General features: G+C 66.9%; 16 protein-coding genes and 3 tRNA genes. 9 read left to right on the plus strand and 10 right to left on the minus strand.

Annotated features, from left to right (window positions below; translation table 11 throughout):
* The first annotated feature begins 95 nt into the window (after positions 1 to 95).
* The 6 genes from uvrC to ACFOPO_RS17305 all read left to right on the plus strand — a co-directional run bounded on the left by uvrC (position 96) and on the right by ACFOPO_RS17305 (position 3,590).
* Positions 96 to 1,967, plus strand: a complete 1,872-nt coding sequence (uvrC, locus tag ACFOPO_RS17280) for an excinuclease ABC subunit UvrC (RefSeq protein ID WP_386704846.1) — start codon at positions 96 to 98, stop codon at positions 1,965 to 1,967.
* Positions 1,964 to 2,530 (plus strand): CDP-diacylglycerol--glycerol-3-phosphate 3-phosphatidyltransferase, encoded by a 567-nt coding sequence (gene pgsA, locus ACFOPO_RS17285; protein WP_386704847.1) that lies wholly within the window; start codon positions 1,964 to 1,966, stop codon positions 2,528 to 2,530. The genes uvrC and pgsA overlap by 4 nt, the downstream gene beginning before the upstream one ends.
* Positions 2,531 to 2,694: 164 nt before the next feature.
* Positions 2,695 to 2,770: transfer RNA gene (locus ACFOPO_RS17290), tRNA-Gly, on the plus strand.
* Between the two features lie 129 nt (positions 2,771 to 2,899).
* A tRNA-Cys gene (locus ACFOPO_RS17295) sits at positions 2,900 to 2,973 on the plus strand.
* Positions 2,974 to 3,055: 82 nt separating this feature from the next.
* A tRNA-Leu gene (locus ACFOPO_RS17300) sits at positions 3,056 to 3,142 on the plus strand.
* A gap of 79 nt (positions 3,143 to 3,221) precedes the next feature.
* On the plus strand, positions 3,222 to 3,590 hold the full coding sequence (locus tag ACFOPO_RS17305) for a hypothetical protein (protein WP_386704849.1): 369 nt from the start codon (positions 3,222 to 3,224) through the stop codon (positions 3,588 to 3,590).
* A gap of 46 nt (positions 3,591 to 3,636) precedes the next feature.
* Here the strand turns inward: ACFOPO_RS17305 and ACFOPO_RS17310 are convergent, their stop codons facing one another.
* Positions 3,637 to 5,136 (minus strand): arylsulfatase, encoded by a 1,500-nt coding sequence (locus ACFOPO_RS17310; protein ID WP_386704850.1) that lies wholly within the window; start codon positions 5,134 to 5,136, stop codon positions 3,637 to 3,639.
* 111 nt (positions 5,137 to 5,247) lie between these two features.
* Complete coding sequence (locus ACFOPO_RS17315; RefSeq protein ID WP_386704851.1) at positions 5,248 to 6,132, minus strand: LysR substrate-binding domain-containing protein; 885 nt, start codon at positions 6,130 to 6,132, stop codon at positions 5,248 to 5,250.
* Between the two features lie 71 nt (positions 6,133 to 6,203).
* On the opposite strand from ACFOPO_RS17315, the gene ACFOPO_RS17320 reads away from it, so the two are divergent.
* The 3 genes from ACFOPO_RS17320 (at position 6,204) to ACFOPO_RS17330 (ending at position 10,283) form a co-directional block, all read left to right on the plus strand.
* Positions 6,204 to 7,241 (plus strand): YeiH family protein, encoded by a 1,038-nt coding sequence (locus ACFOPO_RS17320; protein WP_386704893.1) that lies wholly within the window; start codon positions 6,204 to 6,206, stop codon positions 7,239 to 7,241.
* A gap of 70 nt (positions 7,242 to 7,311) precedes the next feature.
* A complete protein-coding gene (locus ACFOPO_RS17325; protein ID WP_386704852.1) occupies positions 7,312 to 8,592 on the plus strand; it encodes a nucleotide sugar dehydrogenase in 1,281 nt (426 codons plus the stop codon).
* A gap of 32 nt (positions 8,593 to 8,624) precedes the next feature.
* On the plus strand, positions 8,625 to 10,283 hold the full coding sequence (locus tag ACFOPO_RS17330) for an FMN-binding glutamate synthase family protein (protein ID WP_386704854.1): 1,659 nt from the start codon (positions 8,625 to 8,627) through the stop codon (positions 10,281 to 10,283).
* Positions 10,284 to 10,301: 18 nt separating this feature from the next.
* Here ACFOPO_RS17330 and arsC read toward each other — a convergent pair whose 3' ends face one another.
* Genes arsC through ACFOPO_RS17370 form a run of 8 tightly spaced genes read right to left on the minus strand, consistent with a single transcriptional unit; the run spans position 10,302 to position 23,755 of the window.
* Positions 10,302 to 10,655, minus strand: a complete 354-nt coding sequence (gene arsC, locus ACFOPO_RS17335; protein WP_386704856.1) for an arsenate reductase (glutaredoxin) — start codon at positions 10,653 to 10,655, stop codon at positions 10,302 to 10,304.
* 5 nt (positions 10,656 to 10,660) lie between these two features.
* Entirely contained in the window at positions 10,661 to 14,107 is a 3,447-nt protein-coding gene (locus ACFOPO_RS17340; protein WP_386704858.1) for a hypothetical protein, read from the minus strand.
* A gap of 27 nt (positions 14,108 to 14,134) precedes the next feature.
* On the minus strand, positions 14,135 to 15,046 hold the full coding sequence (locus tag ACFOPO_RS17345; protein ID WP_386704860.1) for an NlpC/P60 family protein: 912 nt from the start codon (positions 15,044 to 15,046) through the stop codon (positions 14,135 to 14,137).
* 33 nt (positions 15,047 to 15,079) lie between these two features.
* Positions 15,080 to 18,511 carry a peptidoglycan-binding protein gene (locus tag ACFOPO_RS17350; protein ID WP_386704862.1) on the minus strand — a complete coding sequence of 1,144 codons (3,432 nt, stop codon included), beginning with the start codon at positions 18,509 to 18,511 and terminating at the stop codon, positions 15,080 to 15,082.
* Positions 18,512 to 18,551: 40 nt separating this feature from the next.
* Positions 18,552 to 19,688: a hypothetical protein gene (locus ACFOPO_RS17355; protein ID WP_386704864.1), complete on the minus strand. Its 1,137-nt coding sequence runs from the start codon at positions 19,686 to 19,688 to the stop codon at positions 18,552 to 18,554.
* Positions 19,685 to 20,071: a hypothetical protein gene (locus ACFOPO_RS17360; protein ID WP_386704865.1), complete on the minus strand. Its 387-nt coding sequence runs from the start codon at positions 20,069 to 20,071 to the stop codon at positions 19,685 to 19,687. The genes ACFOPO_RS17355 and ACFOPO_RS17360 overlap by 4 nt, the downstream gene beginning before the upstream one ends.
* Before the next feature lie 19 nt (positions 20,072 to 20,090).
* A complete protein-coding gene (locus ACFOPO_RS17365; RefSeq protein ID WP_386704867.1) occupies positions 20,091 to 21,356 on the minus strand; it encodes a hypothetical protein in 1,266 nt (421 codons plus the stop codon).
* The gene (locus ACFOPO_RS17370; RefSeq protein WP_386704869.1) at positions 21,353 to 23,755 is read right to left on the minus strand and encodes a hypothetical protein; all 2,403 of its coding nucleotides are present in this window, start codon (positions 23,753 to 23,755) and stop codon (positions 21,353 to 21,355) included. Before ACFOPO_RS17370 ends, ACFOPO_RS17365 begins: the two co-directional genes overlap by 4 nt.
* Positions 23,756 to 23,820: the final 65 nt, after the last annotated feature.

A 23,820-nucleotide genomic window follows, 5' to 3' on the forward strand; every position in this document is an offset into this window, starting at 1 on the left:
CCGATGCTTGTGATCGCAACGCCCGCCCTCGACACCCTTCCCGCCATGGCTCCCGACGGCCTCGCACGGCCGCAACCGGGCCGGGAGGGTGTGCGATGAGCAAAGTCGAAACGACGCCGTTCGATGGCAAGGCCTTCGTCAGGAACCTCAGCACCGCGCCGGGCGTGTACCGGATGATCGCGGCCGACGACAGCGTGCTCTACGTCGGCAAGGCCGGCGTGCTCAGGAACCGCGTTTCCAGCTACTTCAACGCCACGCCCAAGTCGGCGCGGATCATGACCATGCTGGCGCAGACCGCGCGCATGGAAGTGACGGTCACGCGCACCGAGACCGAGGCGCTGATCCTCGAGAACGAACTGATCAAGTCGCTCAAGCCGCGCTACAACGTGCTGCTGCGCGACGACAAGAGCTACCCCTATGTGCTGATGACTCAGGAAGCATGGCCGCGCATCGCCATGCATCGCGGGCCGCGCGCCATCCCCGGGCGCTATTTCGGCCCCTATGCCAGCGTCGGAGCGGTTCGCGATTCGCTCAACCTGATGCACAAGCTGTTCAAGCTGCGCAGTTGCGAGGACAGCGTGTTCCGCAACCGTTCGCGGCCGTGCCTGCAGCACCAGATCGGCCGTTGCAGCGCGCCGTGCGTCGGCATGGTGCCGGCGCGCGACTACGCCGAGAGCGTGCGCCGTGCCAGCCTGTTCCTGGAAGGGCGCAGCGACGAACTCAGCGACGACCTGGTCAAGTCGATGGAAGCGGCGAGCATCCGACTCGACTTCGAGGAGGCTGCGCGCCTGCGCGACCTGGTCGCCTCGATCCGCAGCGTGCAGGCCCGCCAGTACGTGGACGGTCGCGCCGCTGACCTGGACGTGCTGGCGATCGCCATGCAGGGCGTTGCCGCGTGCGTGCTGCTGCTCGCGTTCCGCGACGGCCGGAACCTCGGCACGCGCGCGTTCTTCCCCAAGACCAACGGCAGCGACAACCCCGAGGAAGTGCTGGCGGCCTTCGTCTCGCAGTACTACGGCGAGCAGCAGCCACCGCGCGAGATCGTGCTCGACCGCGATATCCCGGACCGGGAACTGATCGAGCAGGCGCTGTCGAGCGCCGGCGAGCGCAAGGTGCAGATCCGGTGCAACGTGCGCGGCGAACGCGCCGGCTACCTCGACATGGCCAAGCGCAACGCCGAGCTGTCCCTGGCCGGCGAGCGCACCAGCCATGCCGCCCAGCGTGCCCGCGCCGAAGCCCTGCGCGACATGCTCGGCATGGATGAGCTGCCCGTGCGCATCGAGTGCTTCGACATCAGCCACACCATGGGCGAGGCGACAGTGGCGTCCTGCGTCGTCTTCGACGCCGAGGGCCCCGTGCGCGGCCAGTACCGGCGCTACAACATCAGCGGCATCGAGCCCGGGGATGACTACGCGGCGATGCACCAGGCGATCGAACGCCGCTTCCGCCGCGCGGTGGAAGAGGGCGGCCTGATGCCCGACATCCTCCTGATCGACGGTGGCGCCGGCCAGGTCGCGCAGGCGCGCGCGGTCATGGACGAGCTGGGCGTCAAGGGCGTGGCCCTGGTGGGCGTGGCCAAGGGGCCGGCACGGCGCCCGGGCGACGAGGAGCTGCTGCTGCCCGATGGCCGCAGCGTGCACCCGGGTGCCGAGTCCCCGGCGCTGCAGCTGGTCCAGCAGGTCCGCGACGAGGCGCACCGGTTCGCCATCACCGGCCACCGCGGCCGCCGGCAGAAGGCGCGCAATACCAGCCGCCTGGAGGACATCGCCGGCATCGGGCCGCGCAGGCGCGCCAGCCTGCTGCGCCATTTCGGCGGCCTGGGCGGCCTCAAGGCGGCGGGCGTCGAGGAAATCGCGCGGGTGGATGGCATCAACGATGCCCTTGCCGAGCGTATCTATGCGACCCTGCACGGGCTGGACACACCCGACATGAACGACGCTAAGAGCGGCGCGCGGAGCGAAGGATGAAGTTGACGGTACCGACCATGCTGACCCTGCTGCGGATCCTGCTGATCCCGGTACTGGTGCTGGTGTTCTATTTGCCGTTCAAGTGGACGAACTTCGCGGCCGCTTTCATCTTCGCTTTTGCTTCCGTCACCGACTGGCTCGATGGCTGGATCGCGCGACGCTACGACCAGTACTCGGCGTTCGGCGCCTTCCTCGATCCGGTGGCCGACAAGCTGATGGTGGCGGTGGCATTGCTGCTGACGGTGCAGAAGCACCCGACGGTGTGGATGGCGTTGTGGGCGGCAGTGATCATCGGCCGCGAAATTGCGGTCTCCGCGCTGCGCGAATGGATGGCTGAACTCGGCCAGCGCGCCACGGTGAAGGTGGCCGGTATCGGCAAGATCAAGACGATCGTGCAGATGGTCGCGCTGGTGTGCCTGCTGTACCAGGAGCCTTTCGCGGGCATCAATGTGTTCATGGTCGGCGAGTGGCTGCTGGCCGCGGCGGCGTTGCTGACGTTGTGGTCCGGACTTTTGTATCTGCGGGCTGCATGGCCGGTCTTGCGCGAAGACGCGCGTTCATAGAAAATAGCGTCATCGCGAACGGTGCAGTGTTCGCTGATCGACCGGACAGTGGCACGTCCGGTGGGGTGTTGAGAGGCAATGCGGAAGTCCGGCGACAGGGACCTCCGGGGAAGCGAAAAAGTGGTTGACAGATTCGCTTCCATGCCTAAAATGTCGGTTCCTCTGCGGGAATAGCTCAGTTGGTAGAGCACGACCTTGCCAAGGTCGGGGTCGCGAGTTCGAGTCTCGTTTCCCGCTCCAAATTCGAGGGTGGCCTTACATCAGTGCCCTCAACCAAGGCCCCGCGAGCGGGGCCTTGTTGTTTCCGGCCCCCTTGCGTGAACGGGCCTGGAATATGGAAGAATCCGCATTGCGGATTCGAAAGTCACCGGCCTGGTGGCAGAGTGGTTATGCAGCGGCCTGCAAAGCCGCGTACGCCGGTTCAATTCCGACCCAGGCCTCCAAGTTCAAAGCACAAGCCCGACCGGAAGGTTGGGCTTTTTGCTTTTTGGCTTTCGCGTAAGCTAGCGCGCACCACGCATCCCAGCCCGGATGGCGGAACTGGTAGACGCATCGGACTTAAAATCCGCTGGCCGAAAGGCCGTGCCGGTTCGATTCCGGCTCCGGGCACCACCGAATCCTTTTTTGCATTACCCGGCTTGCTAAGCTCAGGCCGGGCCGGGGGGCGGCCCTTCATGAGGGGAGGGGGCAAATGGGGAAGTCAATCGGCTATCTGATCGTCCTGGTGTTCGGCGTGCTGGTGTTGCGCTCGACCGGGCTGTTCGACGGCATGTTCCAGCGCAGCAACCTGGATGAGCGCGAGAAATTCTGGAACGAAACCGTCGCGCGCGAGACGCCGAACGGATCGTCCAAAGGCCTCGTGGATGCGCTGGCGGCGCGCAACGGCATGTCGCTTGAGTGTTTCAGCTCATCCCTTCAGCCGCCCGTTGCGGACTGCATCGCCGATGACCCGGCCTCGAAGGGCGGAACGTCAGGGCATCCGGTAGCCCTGCAGCTTCGTTTCACCTTCCACGGCGAATCGCTGGCGAAATTCGAGACGAATACGCACGTCCTCCAGTAGGACACGCCGGACGGTGGCGCGGCAAATCGCCGCGCCACCGTCGGGATCAGTTCTGGCTTGGGCTGGCGGTGGTGATCTTTTCCATCGCATCGCCCACCGTGAAGCTCGCCGCCTTCGCGCGCGGCGGGAACTCCTTGAAGCTTTCCAGCATCTTGCCGACGATCGCCTGCGCCGGAACCAGCAGGAAGATGCGACGCGCCTGCCAGTCACCGTAGTAGATGCCGTCGCTACCGCCCTCGAAGGGATCCGCACGCAGGTTGTAGATGTTCGGCGCACGCAGGGTGGTGAACTGCCCCTGCCAGACACCGAGCGGCGTCTTGGGTGTGATCTCGGCGTGCTGTTCCAGGAAGCTGATCTTCCAGTGGCGGACGCGGATGGCGAGCAGGTCGCCGTCGTCGCTCCAGTACGGGAAGAACTCGCGCGGCGACTTGTCCACTTCGCCCTTGAACAGCGGCTGCAGGTCGTGTCCGTCCAGATGCACCTTGAACGAGGTGTCGCCGATCTTGCCGCCCTTGCGGACGCGGTCGACCACATCGTTGTCGCCCGCGGCGCCGCCCAGCGTGGGGAGGAAATCCTCGTGCGAGCAGATCTCGTTGATCACCGTGCCGGGCTTGATCGTGCCGGGCCAGCGAATCACGCAGGGCACGCGGAAACCGCCTTCCCAGTTGGTCGCCTTCTCGCCACGGAACGGGGTGGTGCCGCCGTCGGGCCAGGTGAAGCTTTCGGCGCCGTTGTCGGTGGTGTAGACCACGATCGTGTTTTCGGCCACGCCCAGTTCGTCGAGCAACGCCAGCAGTTCACCGACGTGACCGTCGTGCTCGACCATGCCGTCCGGGTACAGGCCATAGCCGGTCTTGCCCTGCGACTCCTTCTTCAGGTGCGTGAAGATGTGCATGCGCGTGGTGTTGAAGTAGCAGAACCACGGCGTCTTGCCGTTGTTGCGCTTGATGAAGGCCTTGGCATCGGTGAGGAATTCCTCGTCGATGGTTTCCATGCGCTTCTTCGTCATCGCGCCGGTGTTCTCGATCGTCTGCCCGCCCTTGCCGTCGGCCTTGCACTTGAGCACGCCGCGCGGACCGAACTTCTCCTTGAACCTCGGGTCCTTCGGGTAGTCCTCGTTCTCCGGCTCTTCCTCGGCATTGAGGTGATAAAGGTTGCCGAAGAATTCATCGAAGCCGTGCATCGTCGGCAGGTGTTCGTCGCGATCGCCGAGGTGGTTCTTGCCGAACTGGCCGGTGGCATAGCCCTGCGCTTTCAGGACCTGGGCGATGCAGGGATCTTTCGGGCCCAGTCCGAGTTCCGCGCCTGGCAAGCCGACCTTGGTGAGGCCGGTGCGGATCGGCGACTGTCCGGTCAGGAATGCCGCGCGTCCTGCCGTGCAGCTCTGCTGGCCGTACCAGTCGGTGAACAGCGCGCCTTCCTTGGCGATGCGGTCGATGTTGGGTGTCTTGTAACCCATCACGCCGAGGTTGTAGGCGCTGACGTTATACCAGCCTATGTCGTCGCCCATGATGAAAAGGATGTTCGGCTTCCCTTGCTCGGCCATCGTCGTCTCCCTTTGTGTCGGAAAGAACGCGCCCGACTCCACGGCGGGGCGCTCGCAAAGAGTAGGACGGCGTCGTGAGTCTCCGGTGAAATGCAACCGGTGAACGTGGGCTCAGCGCTTTCGCACGCTGTCGAGGAACTCACGCAGCAGCGCGCTGCGGTACTTGCGCCGGTGCAACACCAGGCTGAGCTGTCGCTTGAGGCCAAGGAACGGCGTGCGCAGCACGGCCAGGCGTCCCGCGGCCTGCGCATGTGCCACCGCGACCTCCGGCAACAGGGCGAGTCCAAGCCCCGCGATGACGGCCTGCTTGATCGCCTCGCTCTGGTCCAGTTCGAGTACCGTTTCGCCGGCCGGAAGCGCTGCAAGCGCGCGTTCGGTCTGGCCGCGGGTGGCCGATCCGCCTTCGCGCAGGATCCAGCGCGCACCGGCGAAATCTTCCGGGCGCAGGCGCCGCCGTTTGGCCAGCGGATGCGCGGGTGGGGCGCACACGCACAGGTTGTCGTCGCGCCAGCGCAGCAGCTCCAGGTCCGGGTGGGCGGCCGGGCCTTCGATGCAACCGATGTCGAGGCTGTAATCGAGCACGCCGGCGACGATCGCCGCGGAGTTGTCGACGCGCAGCTTCAGCGCGACCTGTGGATGGGCGGTGATGAATCCGCCGAGCAGGTCACCGACGAGATAGTTGCCGACCGTGTTGCTGGCGCCGACGCGCAGTTCGCCGGAAAGCAGGTCGTCCTCGTGCCCCGCGTGCCGGCCCAGTTCGCGCATGCGCTCGAGCAGCTCCTGCGCCAGCGGCAGCAGCTGGCGGCCGCGTGCGTTGATGTGCAAGCGGCGCTGGGTGCGGTCGAACAATGGCGAGCCCAGGACGCGCTCCAGTTCCGCCAGCGCCATGCTGGCTGCGGGCTGGGTCAGGTGCAGCTGCTCCGCCGCGGCGCGGACACTGCCGCCGGTGGCGATGGCCACGAACACTTCCAGCTGCCGGGGGCTGATGCCGATCATCAGGGAAGTTTATGCCAAGGCTAAGGAATCTCAAATTTACTGAATGATCGCCGGCGGTGACCATGACGTCCATGGCCTACGTCGCACCGCAATCCCAAACCCGATCCCGTCCCTGGCTTCCGGGCCGTTTGCCGCCATCCGCTGCGGGCCTCGCCCTGGCGGTCGCCGTCGGCTTGCTGGCCCTGGCGGCAGCGCAATTGCCGCTGCTGCAGCGCTGGCAGCTGAGCGCGCTGACCGTCGCGATCGTGATGGGCATGCTGATCGGCAACCTGGCCGGTGCGCGCCTGCCAGCCGGCATCGCGCCCGGCATCGGCCTGGCCCAGCGCCAGTTGCTGCGCGCCGGCGTGGTGCTCTACGGCCTGCGCCTGAGCTTCCAGGATGTCGCCGCGGTCGGCGTTCATGGCCTGCTGATCGACCTGATCGTCGTGGTGTCGACGCTGGGGCTGGGCACCTGGGTGGGCCGCCGCTGGTTTGGCCTGGACCGCGACACGGCCTTGCTCACCGCCGCCGGCAGCGCGATCTGCGGTGCCGCCGCCGTGTTGGCGGTGGAACGCGTGATCCGGCCCGAGGCCAGCAAGGTGGCCATCGCCGTTGCCAGCGTGGTGCTGTTCGGCACGCTGAACATCTTCCTGTACCCGCAGCTGTACCCGCACCTGGGATTGGATGCGGCGCAGTTCGGCCTGTACGCCGGGGCGACCGTGCACGAGGTGGCGCAAGTCGTGGCGGTCGGCAGCGCCATCAGCCCGGAAACGGCCGATGCCGCGGTCGTCGTCAAGCTCACCCGGGTGCTGATGCTGGTGCCGGTGCTGCTGGTGCTCGGCTGGCGCGAGGCGCGCAACGGCGGGCAGCGGGCGATGGTGATTCCGTGGTTCGCACTTGGCTTCCTCGGCGTGGTGGCCCTGAACTCGGTCGTGACCGTGCCGGCCGTCATGCGTTCGGCACTGCTCACGCTCGACACGCTCTTGCTCGCCACGGCCATGGCCGCCCTTGGCATCGAAACGCGCGTGTCGAAGCTGCGCGCGCTCGGTCCGCGACCGCTGCTGCTGGCGGCGGTGCTGTTCGGCTGGCTGTCGATTGGCGGATATGTGCTGGTGCGCTGGATGGCGTGAGGCCCGCTGGCCCTAGAATGGCCACTGGTGGCGACCGGTCCGGGCGCCGTATCACTGAGCGGGTAGGTGGATGCAGGATATTTCGCAGTCGCGCATCGCGGTCGTCGGGCTGGGCTACGTCGGCTTGCCGCTGGCGGTCGAGTTCGGACGCCAGTACGACACGCTCGGTTTTGACATCGATGCGCGTCGTGTCGAGCAGTTGGGCCGCGGCGAGGACTACAACGGCGAAACCGACCGCGGCGACCTGGCCGGGGCGACGCGGCTGCAGCTGACGTCCGACCCGCAGCGCCTGGGCGACTGCAACGTGTTCGTGGTCACCGTGCCCACGCCGGTCGACGAGCACAAGCGCCCGGATTTCTCGCCGCTGATCGCGGCCAGCCGCACGATCGGTGCGCTGCTCAAGTCCGGCGACGTGATCGTTTACGAGTCGACGGTCTATCCGGGCGCGACCGAGGAAATCTGCGTGCCCGAACTCGAGCGCGCATCCGGGCTGACCTTCAACCAGGATTTCTTCGTCGGTTACAGCCCCGAGCGCATCAACCCCGGCGACCGCAAGCGGCGCCTGGTCGATATTCCCAAGGTGACCTCCGGTTCGACGCCCGAGGCGGCGGACTTCGTCGATGCGCTCTACCGCAGCATCATCAAGGCCGGCACGCACAAGGCCTCGAGCCTGCGCGTGGCCGAAGCGTCCAAGGTGATCGAAAACACCCAGCGCGACGCCAACATCGCCCTGGTCAACGAGTTCGCACTGATCTTCCAGCGCCTGGGCATCGACACGACCGAGGTGCTGGAAGCAGCAGGCACCAAGTGGAACTTCCTGCCGTTCCGCCCGGGCCTGGTCGGCGGGCATTGCATTGGCGTGGACCCCTATTACCTGATCCAGAAAGCACAGCAGGCCGGCTACTACCCGGACATCCTGCTGGCCTGCCGCCGCATCAACGACGCGATGGGCGAACACGTCGCCGCCGACGTGGTGAAGCTGATGATCCAGCGCGGCATCGCCGTCGCCGGTGCGCGCATCCTGATCCTGGGCATCACCTTCAAGGAGAACTGCCCGGACCTGCGCAACACGCGCGTGGTCGAGCTGGCGGAGAAGTTCGGCGAGTACCGCGCCAAGGTCGACATCTACGACCCCTGGGCCGATGCCGACGAAGCGCGACGCGCCTATGGCGTCGAAATGCTGTCGGCCGCGCCGCAGGCCGGAACCTACGACGCCGTCGTGGTTGCCGTGGCGCACGAGCAGTTCCGCGAACTCGGTGCCGAGGGCGCGCGCGCGTTCGGCCGGCCGCACGCGTTGCTGTACGACATCAAGAGCCTGTACCCGCGGGACGAGATCGACGCGCGGCTGTAATCACGACAGGCCGCGCTAACGGCGGGCGCGCTATGCTCTGGCCATCGCTCTGCGCCGGTTGCCTGCACATGCGCTACTCGCTCTATATCGCCAGTGTCCTTGCAACGCTCGCGGCACTGACTGTCGGGCTATGGCACCCGGCGTGGCTGTGGGGCGCGGCCGGGTTCGGCCTGCTGGCCGCGCTCGGCACCTGGGACCTGCTGCAGACTCGCAGCGTGCTTCGGCGCAACTACCCGCTGCTGGCGCACTTCCGTTACGGCCTGGAATCCATCGGGCCGGAGATTCGGCAGTACTTCATCGAGTCCGACATCGCCGAGGTTCCGTTCTCGCGCCAGGAGCGCAGTCTGGTTTACCAGCGCGCCAAGTCGGTCAGCGATGTGCGGCCGTTCGGTTCGCAGCAGGACGTGTACGGCGTCGACTACGAGTGGATCAACCACTCGCTGGCGCCGAAGCCGCACGGTTCGCACGACTTCCGCGTCATGGTGGGCGAGGGCAGTGCATCGCAGCCGTACTCGGCCAGCGTGTTCAACATCTCGGCGATGAGTTTCGGCTCGCTGTCGGCCAACGCCATCCGCGCGCTCAACCGCGGCGCGAAGCTGGGCGGCTTCTACCACGACACCGGCGAGGGCTCGATTTCGTCGTATCACCGCGAGAATGGTGGCGACCTGGTCTGGGAAATCGGTTCGGGCTACTTCGGCTGCCGCAACGATGACGGCACCTTCAGCCCCGAGCGCTTCACGGCGTGCGCCGCCGACCCGCAGGTCAAGATGATCGAGATCAAGCTGTCGCAAGGCGCCAAGCCGGGCCACGGCGGCGTGCTGCCGGCAGCCAAGGTCACGGCCGAGATCTCGCAGTTCCGTGGCGTGCCGATGGGCGTCGACTGCGTCTCGCCGGCCGCACACAGCGCGTTCCACACGCCGCTTGGACTGCTGCAGTTCGTTGCGCACCTGCGCGAGCTGTCGGGCGGCAAGCCGGTGGGATTCAAGCTGGCGATCGGCCACCCGTGGGAGTGGTTCGGCATCGCCAAGGCCATGGTAGAGAGCGACCTGCTGCCGGACTTCATCGTCGTCGATGGTGCGGAAGGTGGCACCGGCGCAGCACCGGCCGAGTTCATCGACCACGTCGGCGTGCCGATGCACGAGGCGCTGATGCTGGTGCACAACACCCTGGTCGGATTGAACCTGCGCGGGCGCATCCGCATCGGTGCAGCGGGCCGCATCACCAGTGCGTTCGACATCGCCCGCACCATGGCGATGGGCGCGGACTGGTGCAATGCCGCGCGCGGTTTCATGTTCGCGCTGGGTTGCATCCAGTCGCAGAGCTGCCACACCGATCGTTGCCCCACCGGCGTGGCGACGCAGGACCCGCGCCGCTGGCGCAACCTCGATGTCCCCGACAAGGCCACGCGCGTGGCAGCCTTCCAGCAGAACACGCTCAAGGCGCTGCGCGACCTGCTGTGTGCGTCGGGGCTGGAGCATCCGCAGCAACTGGGGCCGGAACACATCCTGCGTCGCGTGTCGCCGATCGAGGTTCGTTCGCTCGCGGCGCTCTATACCTTCCTGCGGCCGGGCGAGCTGGTGGCGCGGATCCCGGAGCACGCGGTATTCCAGGCGTTCTGGGCGAGCGCGCGCAGCGACAGCTTCGCCGCGCCTTCGGTGGTCGAGTCGATGTGGGGCAGCAAGTCGCTCTGAGCGGCTTGCGTCGCCGCGTCAGTCCAGCAGTTCGAGCACGCGCTCCGGCGGCCGGCCAATCACGGCGCGGCCACCGTGGACCAGGATCGGTCGTTCGATCAGGCGCGGGTGCGCCACCATCGCGTCGATCAATGCCGATTCGGCGAGCGACTCGTCTTCCAGGCCCAGCGCGGCATATTCGTCCTCGCCAGTGCGGAGCAGGGCGCGCGCGGGCACGCCCAGCAGCTTGAGCAGGTCGCGCAGTTCGGCCGCCGACGGTGGGGCTTCGAGGTACGGCACCACCACCGGCTCGATGCCGTGCTCACGCAACAGCTCAAGTGCGCCACGCGATTTGGAGCAGCGCGGGTTGTGGTAGAGGCGGGTGTCGTTCATGCGTGTCATTTTCCGGCATGCCACGGCGAATACACCGATTCGCCGTTCCGCAGATAGGCGGCGGCAGAAGTGTATCGGAATACGTGGTTCGTCTCGCCGGACAGGTAGGTGACGGTGACCGCCACCTCCGGCTTCATGCTGACATCGACCATCGCCACTGCGTTCTCGTAGAGCGCCAGCGCGGACGGACCGGTGCCGTTCTTCTGCAGGAAACCCGGGGTCAGGTGGACCTTGCCGACGTCGAACGGGCGCAAGCCCAGTGTCGCGGCCAGCGACTCCTTGGTCGACTGGCGGATCGTGGTCTGCAGTCCGGAACAGGTGATCTGCAGCAATTCGGGCTTGGGACGTCCGCTGCCAGGGAGGTTGCCGGTCATCGCGTAGTTGTGGTGCACGTCGCCGGACACCAGCACCAGGGTCTTCACCGGACTTTGTGCCTTGCGCATCGCATCGGCGATGCCCCACAGGTCGCGCCAGTTGCGGTCACGGATCATGTGCTCCAGGTCGGTTGCGCGGCGGAACACGCGCAGCAGCCGGTTCGAGCCGAAGCCGAGCCTGGTCGAATCCAGCGCCGTCGCCACGGCGTAGCCCGCGTCGTCGGTGCCCCAGGCGCCCGATGCGGTTTCCGGCTTCATCATGATGTCCATCACCTTCTTCTGCAGCAGCAGCGGCGTGGACGGTGCGATGAACGCCACTGGTCCACCGCGCCACGCCAGCAGCACATTGCGCATCCACTCCAGCTGGGCATCGTCGATGGTCTGCGACTGCGGCGCCCGGGCCGGATCGTCGTGATCGATGATCCGGATATCGTCGTCGGCCGGCACCATGCGCTTGCGCGTCCTGCAGTCGGGCACGAGGAACGGCGGGTCGAACGGCAGTCGGTAATGCCAGTCCAGGCCAAGGCCGGTCTGGTAGGCGTGCCTGGGATTGCGCAGATCCTTCGGATCGCTTGGCGGCGCAGGTGGAACCGGCATCAGGCAGGCGTCGTGGATGCACTTGCGCAATGCCGGAAGTGCGTCGATCCCGTTGCGCTGAGCAGTGGCCATGGCCTGCATGCGCGGGTCCCCGGCAGCCCATCGCGACTTCGCGTTTGCGCCCTGCGCCTTGTTGCACCACCCCTGGTAGACCCAGTACGCCGCAAGTGCATCGGTCATGGTCTTTGGCCACATCCGCAGCGCGTCCTTGGGATTGTGCAGCCGCCGCGCCCAGGATGCGTCGAAGTTCCAGTCGTCGGTGACCTCGTGGTCGTCGAGCATGAGGAAGGTGGGCACGTGCGCGAGCAGTGCGCGCACGCTGCGCGAGGTGGTCCACGCCCGTTCGTACAGGTAGGCGTACTCGGCGAAGTCCGCCGCGTGCCGGCCTTCGGCAACGGTCTGGTGTCCGCGCGCGTTTGGCTGCACGACCGGAAGGTTGCCGCTGTCGAGGACGGTCGGCAGCCACTCGTCGAAGTCGGGAACGTTCCAGAGCAGGAAGTTGTGTGCCAGGTAGCGACGCCCCATCGGGTTGCGCCTGACGGCCACGCTGGCGCCGGCGTTCCAGTGCGGCACGAACGCGCGGAACGATCCGCTTTCCAGGTTCAGCTTGTCGACGGTCCGCAGGATGCTCTTGGCCTTGTCGGAGACCTTCTGGTCGTTGACCTTGCCGCCGAGCGCGCGGGTAAGCGCACTCATCAGCTCGAACGCGAGTTCGCGGCTCTCCTTGGTGCCCGTCTCCGGAAAGCGGTGGTAGATGCGACGGATGTCGGGGTACTTGCGGTACAGCTCCTCCAGCGACGCCAGGTTCTGGCGCGTGCGCTCGTATTGGCTCGCCGGCGGTTCGCGGTAGGCCTTATACCGGTGCGCGAAGCGCCCGGCCCACGCGCCGTCGACGAGCTTTCCGCGCGCGGACGCAGTCGGGTCCACGGGTCCCGGTATCCGCGAAGCGAAACGCCCCTGCACCAGCATGTCGCCGTGGTCGTCGCCGATCTCGTCGGCATAGATCTGGTCGCCGCCGAAGAACAGGAACGACGGCCATGTCTCCCTGGCCTTCGCATTCGCCCGGAGCCAGTCGCCCAGGCCGTGCAACATGTCCGGCTTCCAGTCTTTGCCGCCTTTCGTGTCGCCGGGGTACCAACGGCACGAACCCGTCGCGAAGCGAAGCCGGTCGGGGTAGGTGGCGCGCAGCGTGCGCAACGTCAGCCACTCGGTGCCAGCCAACGACGCGCACGCGCACTGCCGCTTCATGTCCGCCGAGACCGCGCCCGAAAGCTTCGGGAAGACGTCGCCGTCGAAGTCCGCTGGTGCGACGGGAATCTTGGCGGCGTGGGGCAAGGGTGCCAGCTCCACCGTGTAGTCGTGGAAGGTGTGTTCCCTGAGGCCGGTGATCTCCACCGCGGCGAAGTGCCGCCCTCCCACGCGCACCGTGGAGGCGTGGTGCGGACGCCCGGCGTCCGTGCCCGATTCCCGGCAGCGCACGCGCACCATGCACGGCGACACGGTCTCCAGCCAGATCACCGCGCGTTCGTGGTCGGCGTAGCGCACGAACGGCCCGACGCGGATGCGCGCCGGCACGGCACAGATGCGCAGCTTTCCCAGTTGCGACAGGTACGACTTGGCGATGCGCACGGGCCGCCGCGTGATGTGCTCGTGCTGCAGGAAGCGGTCCATCCGCCGCTGGATGGTTTCTTCGCGGGCCTCGGCCTCGAAAGCGGCGTCCATCTCGCGCTGGTAGTGCGGCCAGAAGCTCTTCTCGGGGTCCTTGCCGTCTCGCACCAGCGACCAGTCGAACCAGGTTCCGCCGTACTCGATCTTCGGATCGTCCGGGTCGATATACGCGCCGGCGCGGATGGCGGACACGCGATCGCGCACTTCGAACACGAACGGCCGGGCCGGATCGATGCTGCCCAGGTATGCGCGACCGGCCTGTTCCGCGGAAAACTTGCCGCGATGCGGCTGCGGACCCTGGTGGAAGACGTACTCGCCCTCGGTGATCGGCTGGCCGCGTTCGTCGACGACCAGCAGTCGCGGCGCCTCGCGGGTTTCCTCGACCGGCTTCTTCGCCGGCTGGCCAACCAGGTCCTCGAAATCCGTGGACAGGGTGAACTCCAACGACGGATCGAGCGCTTCGGGCAGCACCGACTCCCACTCGTAGGCCCGGACCGCTTCATCGGCCTCGTCGGCTGCGAACGCATTGTCTTCGTCCATGGCTTCGCCGCTGTCCCCGGCTACCATCGCGTCGGCTTCGTCGAGCGCTTCGGTGTCCTCGCTCGTCAGCCAGACCACTTCGTTGTTCTCATCGAGTGCGCTTTCGGCGGCCACAGTGTCCGCCTCGCCGGCGTCCTCGTTCCATTCGCTTTCGGTGTCGCCTGCCTCGTATTCCGACGACCACGTCGCCTCACTGCCGAGTCCTTCGGTGAACGGTGCCTCCAGGCCCAGTTTGTCGAAAGCGTCAGGGGTGCCTTTCATCGGGCTGGTCATGGCTCACCTCCGGATAATCACGCAGCACTACAAGCGACGCGCGGCGGCGAACGCGCGCGCATACAGGCCATCGCCATCCAGGATCGAACGGCCGCCGAGGTCGCCCATGGTCGGGCCGTCGGCCCGCTTGCGACTGGAAACGAAGCGGTGATGGCCCCGCGTGTCGCGCCCGACGTAGATCCCAACGTGGTCGACCTGCGGGCCGTCACCGCTGTCGGCATCGAAGAACACCAGGTCGCCGGCGGCCAGGCGGGAGTAGGGCGCGGTCGCACGCTCCGAAGGTGCGACGACGAGCACGCCAGGTGCGTGGCTCGCCATTTCGTGCGCCCGCCGCGGGATCGTGGACCTGTCCTTGCGCGGGGCTCGACTCAGCTCTATCTGCCCGGGATGCGGCCCCGACAGATTGCGACGGTAGCCGAAGACCATGCGCACGTAGCCCGAGCAGTCGAGGCAGCGGAACTGGCGCGTCTCCGGCGGGTCCGGCGCTTCGTCGACGTAGGTCCATGCGACGCCGAGGTAATCGTTGAAGTCGGACCCTTCCTCGCGGCTGTCGCCCGAGACGGGGCCGTAACTGGCATCGCCGGCGATCTGCAGCAAAGGGTCGCCGTCGCCGAGGATCGGTGCGTGGCCGGCGAGGTACTGCATCGCCAGGGCCAGGATGTCGGGCTCCGCGCGCTCGTTTGCCTCGAGAGCACGGGCCAGCCATCGCGGGTCGAAGTCCTGCTCGTCGAATGGCTGTGGGCACGTGCGCACCCAGAACGCATGCCGGACGGCATGCTCGTTCTCGCGGAAGGTGCGTAGGGGGCCACGCAGCATCACGGTGCGCGCGCCGGTGGTGAACGAGCCGAGCCACCGGCCGGTGCAGGCGTCGAACATCGCCACCTGCCGTAGCTTGGTGCCGTGTGGTCCGGTCCTGACCTTGAGGAACTCGTCGCGCATCGCTGGATGTCCTGGGTCGGCGCAAGCGGCGCTTCAGGCGTTCGGGGCTTCGTACTGGAGCCGCCCCGGGCCGTTGCACCCGTTCGAACACACCGCGCTCAGGCGGTGCGTCCCTTGCGGAGGAATGTAATGGGCGATGGTGTCGCCCGGCTCGAGCTTCGGGTGGTGCGTGTTGGGCAACGGAGCGCCGTCCGCACCCATCGGCAACAGGAAGACCGGACACGTGCCCACGTTCTCCAGCCGACGGATTCCGTATTGGCACTGCCATGGCGTGGCAATCAGCACGCGGTGATTGGTGCGCGTGCCAGGACACTCCAGTTCGAGTTGCTCGCGCACGGATTCCTCGTATATCGCCTCGTCCGCTTCGCCCGACGGGCCCGGTCCCAGGAACATGATCTCTTCGCAGTTGAGGCACTTTCCGAGATCGGAATAGGCCTTGACCAGCGCCGCGCAGCTGGCGAGGATTCCCCGAACGAGATCGCTGAGCTTGAATCCCCGTGCACCGATGAACGTCAGCTCGCCGAGCTTGTGCAACAGGGATTGTGTCGCGACGGCGACGGCCATCGATTCCTTCGCGCAGCGCTGCAGCGCTTCTGGCGACTGGTCGCAATCCTGACGACTGCGCTTCAGGGTTTCGATGAACTCCTTGACCATCTCGCGGATGCTCTCGACTGCGCGCGACATGAGCCCCATCGGAGTGGGCAGGTTGAGGGCTTCGCGCAACTTGTTGAGCTCCTGGTCGACCTTCTGCGCGAACTCACGATGCGCGCGGCGGCTACCAGGGAGGAGATTGAGCATTGCGATATAGAAGACGATCAGGATCGCGATGACGATGCCGACGACCACCACGCCCTGCACGGCCCCAACCGGCGTCAGTGCCAGGATGTTGTTCCTGATCTGGCTGTTGTAGGCCTGCAGGCGTGACGATTCCTCGGGTGGGGTTGCGATGATTGCCCCGAAGCTTCGCGCCAGCTCCTCCATTTCGGGCAGCGTGAGGCAGAGCGCGTCCATCGTTTGCGGGCCGGCGATGCCGTCTGCCACCAGGCCGGCGCTGCCCTGGAATTCCAGAACGCGCGCGCGCGTCGCGGCCCCGAACACACCGTCGATCGCGAGGTCCGGCAGATTCGACGGTGGATGGAGGTTGAGCAAGCGCTGGAGCCTGGATACCGCCGAGCCGGTGCTTCCCACGGAAAGCAGCTGCCCCGGCCCAAGCACCTTTGCTGGAGCGGGCTGGTTTCCTGCATGGGTGTTGCCCGGGACCCTAACCGGGCGATGGACTGCGTCCTCGTCTTCGTCGAAGCCTAGCTCGGACCACTCGCCTGTCGCTTCGCGTTCGAACGCTTCGTGCGTTGTCGGTGCCGGCAGCGCAGCGAGCAGGCGTGGAAGGTAAGTCACGGGTATTGCGCAGTGTGAGACGTGGTCCGCAGCCACCGGCATCACCTCCAGTCGACCGTTGACGACTGCCCGCAGCTTGCCGAACAACTCCCCGCGCACACCGGTGGTCAGCTTGTGCTTCACATCGGAGCCTTTGAGCCGGTAAGTGCCGTGGCGGTAGACCACCGTGGCGCGCAGGTCCTCACGCGATAGCAGCCACGCCTTCCAGTCGGTGAGGGGGGCGGAGTAGGTCGTGTCCAGCGCCCACACGTGCAGCGGACGCCCCAGTGCGCCCGTGCGCATCTGCGGCGACGCATGCGCGTGCGCCAGGGCGTCGAAGAAACCGTAGGCGCGCGAGTGTCCCGCCAGGATCAGGCGCTTCAACGTCGGCATGGCAGCGCTGCCCGTCATGCTGCGAACCTGTTCGAGCACTTCTTCTGCGACCTGGTTGAACACGGCGGGTTCAGCCAGCCGGTGCCATTTCTTGCCGAAGGCCATGCCATTGGCCTCCAGGCGTTCCCAATCGAGGAAGGGAACCACCAGCACGATTGGACGTCCGGACGCTTCGACCAGTTGACCGAGGCGGAACGGCGGGTCGGTGACGAATGTCGCGGGTCGGTCCTTGCGCAGCGGTCGGCACAAGTCCAGTCCGTGCGCGAACACCAGCATCTCGACCTCACGCGCGGCCTGCGCGGCCGTTGTGACCAGCACTGCGACCTTCACGCCCAGCGCCTTTGCGGTGAACGTGCGCAACTGTCCGCTTGGGGCGGTCTCTTCCTCATGCTGGCAACTGCAGCGGGCCTCGCCCTGGGGGACGTACTCGTAGTCGAGGTCCTGTAATTCCGCTTCGGTGAACGGGTCTTCACCGGCAGATTCGGATTCCTGCGCCACATCGGCTTCGAAGCGTGCTTTCAGGCCCGGAGGGTTGTACTCCCAGTGCCACGGTTCGTTGCGATAGGGGTACCAGCCGAAATCACGCGCGCGCAGCAGCATCCACTTGTAGACCGGCGAGCGGTACATGCGCACCAGGTTGGCCATCTTCGTCGGCAGGCCGGCCTTCGCGGGATTGGCGCGATCGGCACTGGTGCACTTCTCGAAGCCTCGCGTGCAGGTTTCCAGCACCAGCAGTGCGGGTACGCTCATCCGCAGATCGATCGCCAGGCCGTACATGTGCGCCGAGATACCGCGTGCCACGGCATTGGGATTGCGCTGGTTGGCGCTCAGCTTCGCCTGGTGGGAAGGACTGCGCCACGAGGACAAGATCGCAAGCTTCACCCCGTCCTTCTGTGCGGCATCGCGCATGCGCACGAACGCATCCCGCGCTTCGGCATAGAGGCGGTGGCCGGACTGCCCCGGCACGGGATGGGCGGGACGATCGCGGAAGCGGATCGTCCTCGGCACACGGCGCTCGGGCGCGATGCGGGCGATGGCCGCGAACAGTCCGCGCGCGAGCGTTGTCTGGCGCTGGACCTCCGCGGGGTCGCTGTCCCTGGCGGCGTTGCCCGGGAACTCGATGCCCGACCAGTCCTGCTGCAGCAAGCGCTGCCGGGTCGCCGCATCGGGCAATCGCTCGATGGCGGAGCGTTCGGTGTCGAGGATCCAGGCGCGCTGCTGGCCGGAGAGGGGTGCCACGGCTGGCGCAGCGGTCCCGGTTTGTTCGGAATCGTACTGCGGAGCGCTGTCAACAAAAGCCTCCTGCGCATCCCGCTCCTCGTCATCGAGATATTCCGCTTCGCCCGTGCTCGCATCGAACTGCCATTCACGTGCGTACTCGAGCCCGGTTGCGTCCTCGCCATTCAATGCCAGGTCCTCGGCGAGGGCCTGGGTGTCTCCACCTTCTGACTCGGTGTCGAGCCAGGCCAGGCTTTCTTCGGTGGGGCCGAACAATTGCGAATCCGCGGTCCGGCCCTCGGCCTCGTCCGTTGCTTCCGCGTACGGCGATTCCAGGTAAGGCGATTCCGCGTAAGGCGACTCGCCCTGGGCAGTCCATGCCAGGGCGGCCCCGAACCGGTCCGCCTCATCGACGCCTTCCGCGAAGGGTGCATCGAGGCCAAGCGGGTCGTGCGGATCGATCGGGGCTGAAGCGGACATGGCCATTTCTCCAACGGCATCGCCTACGGCAATTCGAGCATCACTTCACGGCGACCAGCCGCGCACGGTTCACGTCCACGGGCTTGGCACGCGCCTTCAGGTCCTTGCCGGTGGCGGCGGACCACTCGGTGATGACGCGGCGCGTGGCTTCGCCGAGGCCCGTGCCGGGCTGGTACAGCATGGTCACGTTGCTTTCGGTGATCACCGCGGACTCGATCGTCCTGAGCAGGAAGGAGATGTGTTCGCTCATGGACAGCAACGCGGCGGACTTGCTGTGCGCGGGCAAGCCCACCCGGCTGCCGATCATCCTCAATCGGTTCGCCGATGACGTGGACTGCGCCTTGAGATCGGCGACGACGAAGTTGTCGTTGCTCACGGTCAGCTCGACCCAGCCAAGGACCGTGGCGGCCGCCAGTTCCTCGCGATCGAGCATCTCGCCCAGGCGCCGTGATCGAAGCACGTACTGGAGTTCCTGCGCGATGCGGAAGATGCGGTCCTTGTCGGTCTCGTTGCCTGCGACCTGGTTGTTGATGTTGGAGATCGCGCGCCACAGTTCGTACAGGAGTTCTTCGAACAAGCGCACGAAGTCGGTATTGGCGGCCGTCGCCTTGACGTACTCCGCCGGGCCGTTGTCCGGCGTGCCGTGGGCCAGGTCCATTCCGAGAAGGCGCCAGTAGGCATTGCGACGCACGTATTCCGAATCGTTGCGGGCGCTGCTGGTGGATAGCCAGGGTGCGATCAGGTTTGCCGCGCCATGCAGCAGGGCTTCGGTGCTTTCCAGCCAGCGCCGTGTCTGCGGCGAGGGCACGCCCAGGCTTTCGCCGGATCGGTACTGGCTCACGACACGCCGCAGGATCTGGGTCGCTCGTGTGTTCTCGAGCACGTAGCTGTAGGCCAGGTGGTCCCAGCTGGGAATGCCTGGATCGCCGGGAGGGTTGGGCAGTGCGATGGGCGCCGGTGGCGGGATGTCCTGGAAACGCCCCAGCTTCCACAGTTCCCGGCGCGCCGGACCGGCCGTGGGACTGTACGAGTTCCAGACCTGCTCGATGTAGAGCGTCAGGTCGAGCGGATCGGCAGTCAACACGGCCGTGGTGGCGGCATTCATGTCCTTCAGTTGCGTTACGCCCGATGCGGCGTGCCCGAACTCGAAGATGTAATTGACGAGCTGGCGGATCATGACGCGGTCCTCCGCTGGTTGGTCTGCTCGTGTGTGTCGTAGAGCGTTTCGACAGGCCTGTCCGGAAGCATCTTGCGCGGCCTCTCGGAGGGCGTCCCATTCCAGTGCTTGACGGTGCGCTGCGGCGAGATCAATGCGGCCTCGAGATTGCGGAGGCGATCGTCTTCCTCCGCCGCGACCTGCGGCTCGCCCGGTCCAAGTGAACGCAGCGGCGCCATCTGGTCGGCGATGCTCTGCAACCGGTCCGAGAGGGTCTTGAACCCGTTCTCCAGGATGCATTCCGTCGCGCCGGCCTGCGCCAGGCGGACGAACAGCTCCTCCAGAACCGCGATGCGTGCTTCGAGCGCTGGGCCGCTCGCGCCTGAGTGTTTGTCGGTTGCCATGGTCAATACCCTCGTCTCATCAAGCGGCTTTCAGTTCGGTGGTCAGCCACGTTCGCGCCCGATCGATCCAGAGCGACGCGGTCGTGGGCTGTTCGGCTTCGCGCAGGCCCGCCAGCGCGACGATGCGGATACCTTCCGTGGTGCGCCAATGCGGCGAAGTCCACAGCGCCGCCGCGGCGCTTGCTTCAAGCTGCGCCAACGCTTTGGGCGAGACGCGCTGCGGATCGAGGACGTCGGTCATCGGCCGGTTCTGAAGCGCCGGGACCGGCGCCGCCAGGCACGCCGCGGCGATCTTCGGCATGGCCGCCAGCGAACGCGCGAGCAGCGGCTGCACGCTGTCGTCGGCGGCCGACGCCGGGTGGTGCGCCTGCATCGCGCGCAGCAGCTGCACCCAGGGCCCGGAGGGTCCGAAGCACAGCGTCGAGAACGCGCAGCCCAGCGCGGTCCGCAGCCATCCGATCGGATGCGGGTCGCCGATCGGCCAGCGCAGGATCGTCTCGGAATCGCCGACCACGTCGTAGAGCGCGGCGACCGAGGCGTAGCCGGTGAGCAGGAAGGCGTAGACGTCGGCGGCAATCTCGGATGCCCACGGCGTCCACATCGCCTGCAGCTGCCGGTCGTCGGCGAGCGCGTCGTTGATCGATGCGCGCATGGACGGCACCCACCCGGTGAGATGCGCGACCTGATGGCCGGTCTCGTGGAACAACGACGTCGGCCGGTAGAGGTTGTGGCGCACGATCTTGACCGCCGCCACCGGCATGATCGTGCCGGGTGCCCATAGCCGCACACCAGCGCGCAGGATCGACGCGCCGGTGCCCTTGTCCTGGTAAACCAGCACGCGCGGGACAGGCTTGTTGGCACGCTGCAGCACGGGTGCCATGCTCGCCACGGCGAGGCGGTCCAGCGTCGTCAGCGCGGCGCAAAGCAGCGGGCTGGTGCGTGAGTTGACCGCGTCGCCCAGGAAGTCGAGGGTCGTGTCCACCTGCACGTAGCGGCGGCGGAAACGCTGGACGGCTGCTTTGGCCTGGTCGACGAGGGCACGGTCGTTGCGTGCTTTCGCAATCAGTGCCGTGGTCGCCTCGCCAAGCGCGATGAGCTCCTCGACGGCCTGGTGCAGCTGCTTGCGCAGCGGTGCACCGGTTTCGCGCTCGACCGATTTCCACGCCGCCAGCGAGGCGAACTCCTCGGCATCGCGGAACGTGCGCGAAGCGGCCAGCCAATGCGCGACCTGCCGCTCCAGGTCCGCGACGACAAGGGCATGGTCCAGTGGCGCAACCTGGCTCATTTGCGGCGCCTGCCCGAAGTGACGCTGATCGAAATGGACGGCGTGCCCTGCAGTGCGTTCTTTGTGCTCACCGCAGCGGCATTCGCCGAGCCGATCGCGTCCAGTCCGGGTACCGAGGTGAGCCGGATGCGCACCGTGACACCGGGATCGGGATGCGCAGCGGCGCGCGCGAATGCTTCACTGTTGTCGCGCGACCAGTTGGCCAGGGCCGGCAACACCCAGGCATCGAGCCGCTGCCGCAGCAGTGCCATCGTGGACGGCGGCAGCGATGGCGCTGCCGGGGCGAGCTCTTCGTGGTCCTCGCTGTCCTCGCGGACGACGCGCACGTGGCCGTTCGGTGCCGCGGCAGTGGGCTGGGCGGCCGACTTGTAAAGGCTGGCCAGCGCCTGCAGGAGCGCGGCGGAGCCACGACCCTGGCGGATGCCTTCCGCGGCGGTCTGCGCATCAGCCTCGGACAGGTACAGGCCGACCGTGATCTTCGAGCGCCGAAGGTTGACGACCGTCCAGGCGCGGCTCGGTGCCAGGCGCGTGGCGGCGGCACCACCTGCAGCAGACATCGCCAACGCTCCGGCGGCACCGATGGGTTCGAGCAGGTAGAAGCGCTGGCCGACCGCGATGCGGTTGCGCGAGCGCAGGAATGCCGGTGCGATCGCCACGCCAAGGTTGGGCTCGCGCAGCAGCAGGCCGGCGGCTTGCGGAGTCAGCGGGTGCACCTGCGAGGAAGCGAAGCGTGCGCGCCCGCCGCCGTTGCCGCGATCGACGCGGATCATGCGCGGCAGCGTGGTGCCGGTGGCCGACTGATATATGTGCATGCGCGCGCGGATCGGGAAGGTCGCGCCTGCAGCGCGGAGCACCGCGCCGACGGTGGTTCCACCGAACGTCGGCAGCGCGTCGGCGATCTGGGCGGTGAGTTCCACTTCCGGCGTGCGGCTGTACTTGCGGTAGGTGCGCACGCTGCGCGGACGGCGTGCGACGAACGTGCCTCCGATCGAGGGTGCCTGGCGAAGGGCAGGGCGCACGAAGCGCTGCGGGATGTGGCTCGCCACCGACTTGCCGAACGCATTGGCGGTGGCAAGCTGCATCAGGTCCTCGTTCTCGAGCACGTAGTCCTCGCTTTCGGCGAGGCGCCGCACGGTGTCTTCGATCACCGTGGCCAGGGCGATGGGGGCGGCCTCGTCATTGCCGGCCTCGCTGGCGTCTTCGCCGGCCTCCAGCATGACCAGGCGCAGGCCGGTGTCGACGATCGCATTCGACAGCGGCCCCGACAGGCTGGGGCCGACCCAGCGCTTGATCAGCTGGCCGAGGTAACCGGCGAGGAAGCGCACGACCTTCGGCCGCCCGACCAGGTTGATGCCCACTCGCAGCGCGCCCAGCAGCGCGGGCACGAACTGCTCCACCGCCGGCGCGAGGTCTTCCTCGTCGCCGGCCTGGCGCAGGCGGTCGATCAACACGCCGCGTGCTTCGGCGAGGCGTTCGAGCTCGCGTCCGTCCGTCGTCGATTCGTCCTCGAACTCTTCGAAGGATTCGCCGACGAATTCGCCGGCAGGATCGGCGACCATCGCTTCAGCCAGCGCGGCGTCGAAGTCCTCGGCCAGCGTTTCCACATCGGTCAGATTGGCGGGGGTATTCGCGTCCTCGTAAAGGCCGCCTTCGTGTTCCGACGCTTCCGAAGTGAAGTGTGCGGCCAGCTTGCGCGCGGCAGGCTGCAATGGCGCGGGGAGCTTGCCGATCGCGATCGACAGCACGCGCTTGAGCAGGGGATTGATCAGGCCGCGAAGTTTCTTGAGGATCGGCCCGAGCACCGCACTGGCAACCTTGCCTACGGTCTTGACCGCCGACTTCGCGGTGTTGGCGACGAACTTCACCACGCTTTTCGCTTTGCGTACCAGCGAGCCGATGAACTCTTCACCCGCCGGCGTGAGTTCGCCGGACTGCGGATCGAAACGCTCCAGCATCTGGTCGAGCTGCGCTTCATCGAGCGACTCGAGATCCTGTCCCGTGAGCCCGGATTCCAGCGCTTCCAGGTACTGCTGCGCCTCGAACCTCACTGCCGACAGCTGTGCATCCGCGTAACGCTCGCGCTCGGCGCCGGACCAGGGTGCCTCGTCGCTGAAGCGGTCGGAGACCGCTTGCTCGGTCTCCTGCGCCAGGAATGCGACGGCCTCGTCGAATGCCTCGTCGCGCAGCTCGGCGAACGCTTGCGCGTACAGCCGGTCGGACTCCGATTCCGACAGCGAACCTGCGGCCGTTTCAGCGAACGGCGTCGAGCTTTCGTTGAACGACGCCATGGTTTCCTGCGCCGCCGCGACGCTGGCCACCGGCGCCGGAGCTTCGGCGAATGGGTTCTGTTCGGATTGAACAGTCCATTCGCGTTCGTAGCCTTCCTGTTCGATCGACATGACGCGCCTCCAGCAGATGGCTTCCAGGGCCAGTCGACCATGTGCGCCGTCCCCGGACGTGTCCG

This window comes from Lysobacter sp. GCM10012299 (assembly GCF_042649405.1).
GTDB lineage: Bacteria > Pseudomonadota > Gammaproteobacteria > Xanthomonadales > Xanthomonadaceae > Lysobacter_J.

Coding starts and splice junctions, on each gene's coding strand:
- ACFOPO_RS17345 (WP_386704860.1), bottom strand. CDS start 15,046: ATGCGCGACGAGTTCCTCAAGGTCAGGACCGGACCACACGGCACCAAG.
- ACFOPO_RS17360 (WP_386704865.1), bottom strand. CDS start 20,071: ATGGCAACCGACAAACACTCAGGCGCGAGCGGCCCAGCGCTCGAAGCA.
- ACFOPO_RS17365 (WP_386704867.1), bottom strand. CDS start 21,356: ATGAGCCAGGTTGCGCCACTGGACCATGCCCTTGTCGTCGCGGACCTG.
- ACFOPO_RS17355 (WP_386704864.1), bottom strand. CDS start 19,688: ATGATCCGCCAGCTCGTCAATTACATCTTCGAGTTCGGGCACGCCGCA.
- ACFOPO_RS17340 (WP_386704858.1), bottom strand. CDS start 14,107: ATGACCAGCCCGATGAAAGGCACCCCTGACGCTTTCGACAAACTGGGC.
- ACFOPO_RS17320 (WP_386704893.1), top strand. CDS start 6,204: ATGGCCTACGTCGCACCGCAATCCCAAACCCGATCCCGTCCCTGGCTT.
- ACFOPO_RS17315 (WP_386704851.1), bottom strand. CDS start 6,132: ATGATCGGCATCAGCCCCCGGCAGCTGGAAGTGTTCGTGGCCATCGCC.
- ACFOPO_RS17330 (WP_386704854.1), top strand. CDS start 8,625: ATGCTCTGGCCATCGCTCTGCGCCGGTTGCCTGCACATGCGCTACTCG.
- ACFOPO_RS17370 (WP_386704869.1), bottom strand. CDS start 23,755: ATGTCGATCGAACAGGAAGGCTACGAACGCGAATGGACTGTTCAATCC.
- uvrC (WP_386704846.1), top strand. CDS start 96: ATGAGCAAAGTCGAAACGACGCCGTTCGATGGCAAGGCCTTCGTCAGG.
- pgsA (WP_386704847.1), top strand. CDS start 1,964: ATGAAGTTGACGGTACCGACCATGCTGACCCTGCTGCGGATCCTGCTG.
- arsC (WP_386704856.1), bottom strand. CDS start 10,655: ATGAACGACACCCGCCTCTACCACAACCCGCGCTGCTCCAAATCGCGT.
- ACFOPO_RS17350 (WP_386704862.1), bottom strand. CDS start 18,511: ATGTCCGCTTCAGCCCCGATCGATCCGCACGACCCGCTTGGCCTCGAT.
- ACFOPO_RS17325 (WP_386704852.1), top strand. CDS start 7,312: ATGCAGGATATTTCGCAGTCGCGCATCGCGGTCGTCGGGCTGGGCTAC.
- ACFOPO_RS17305 (WP_386704849.1), top strand. CDS start 3,222: ATGGGGAAGTCAATCGGCTATCTGATCGTCCTGGTGTTCGGCGTGCTG.
- ACFOPO_RS17310 (WP_386704850.1), bottom strand. CDS start 5,136: ATGGCCGAGCAAGGGAAGCCGAACATCCTTTTCATCATGGGCGACGAC.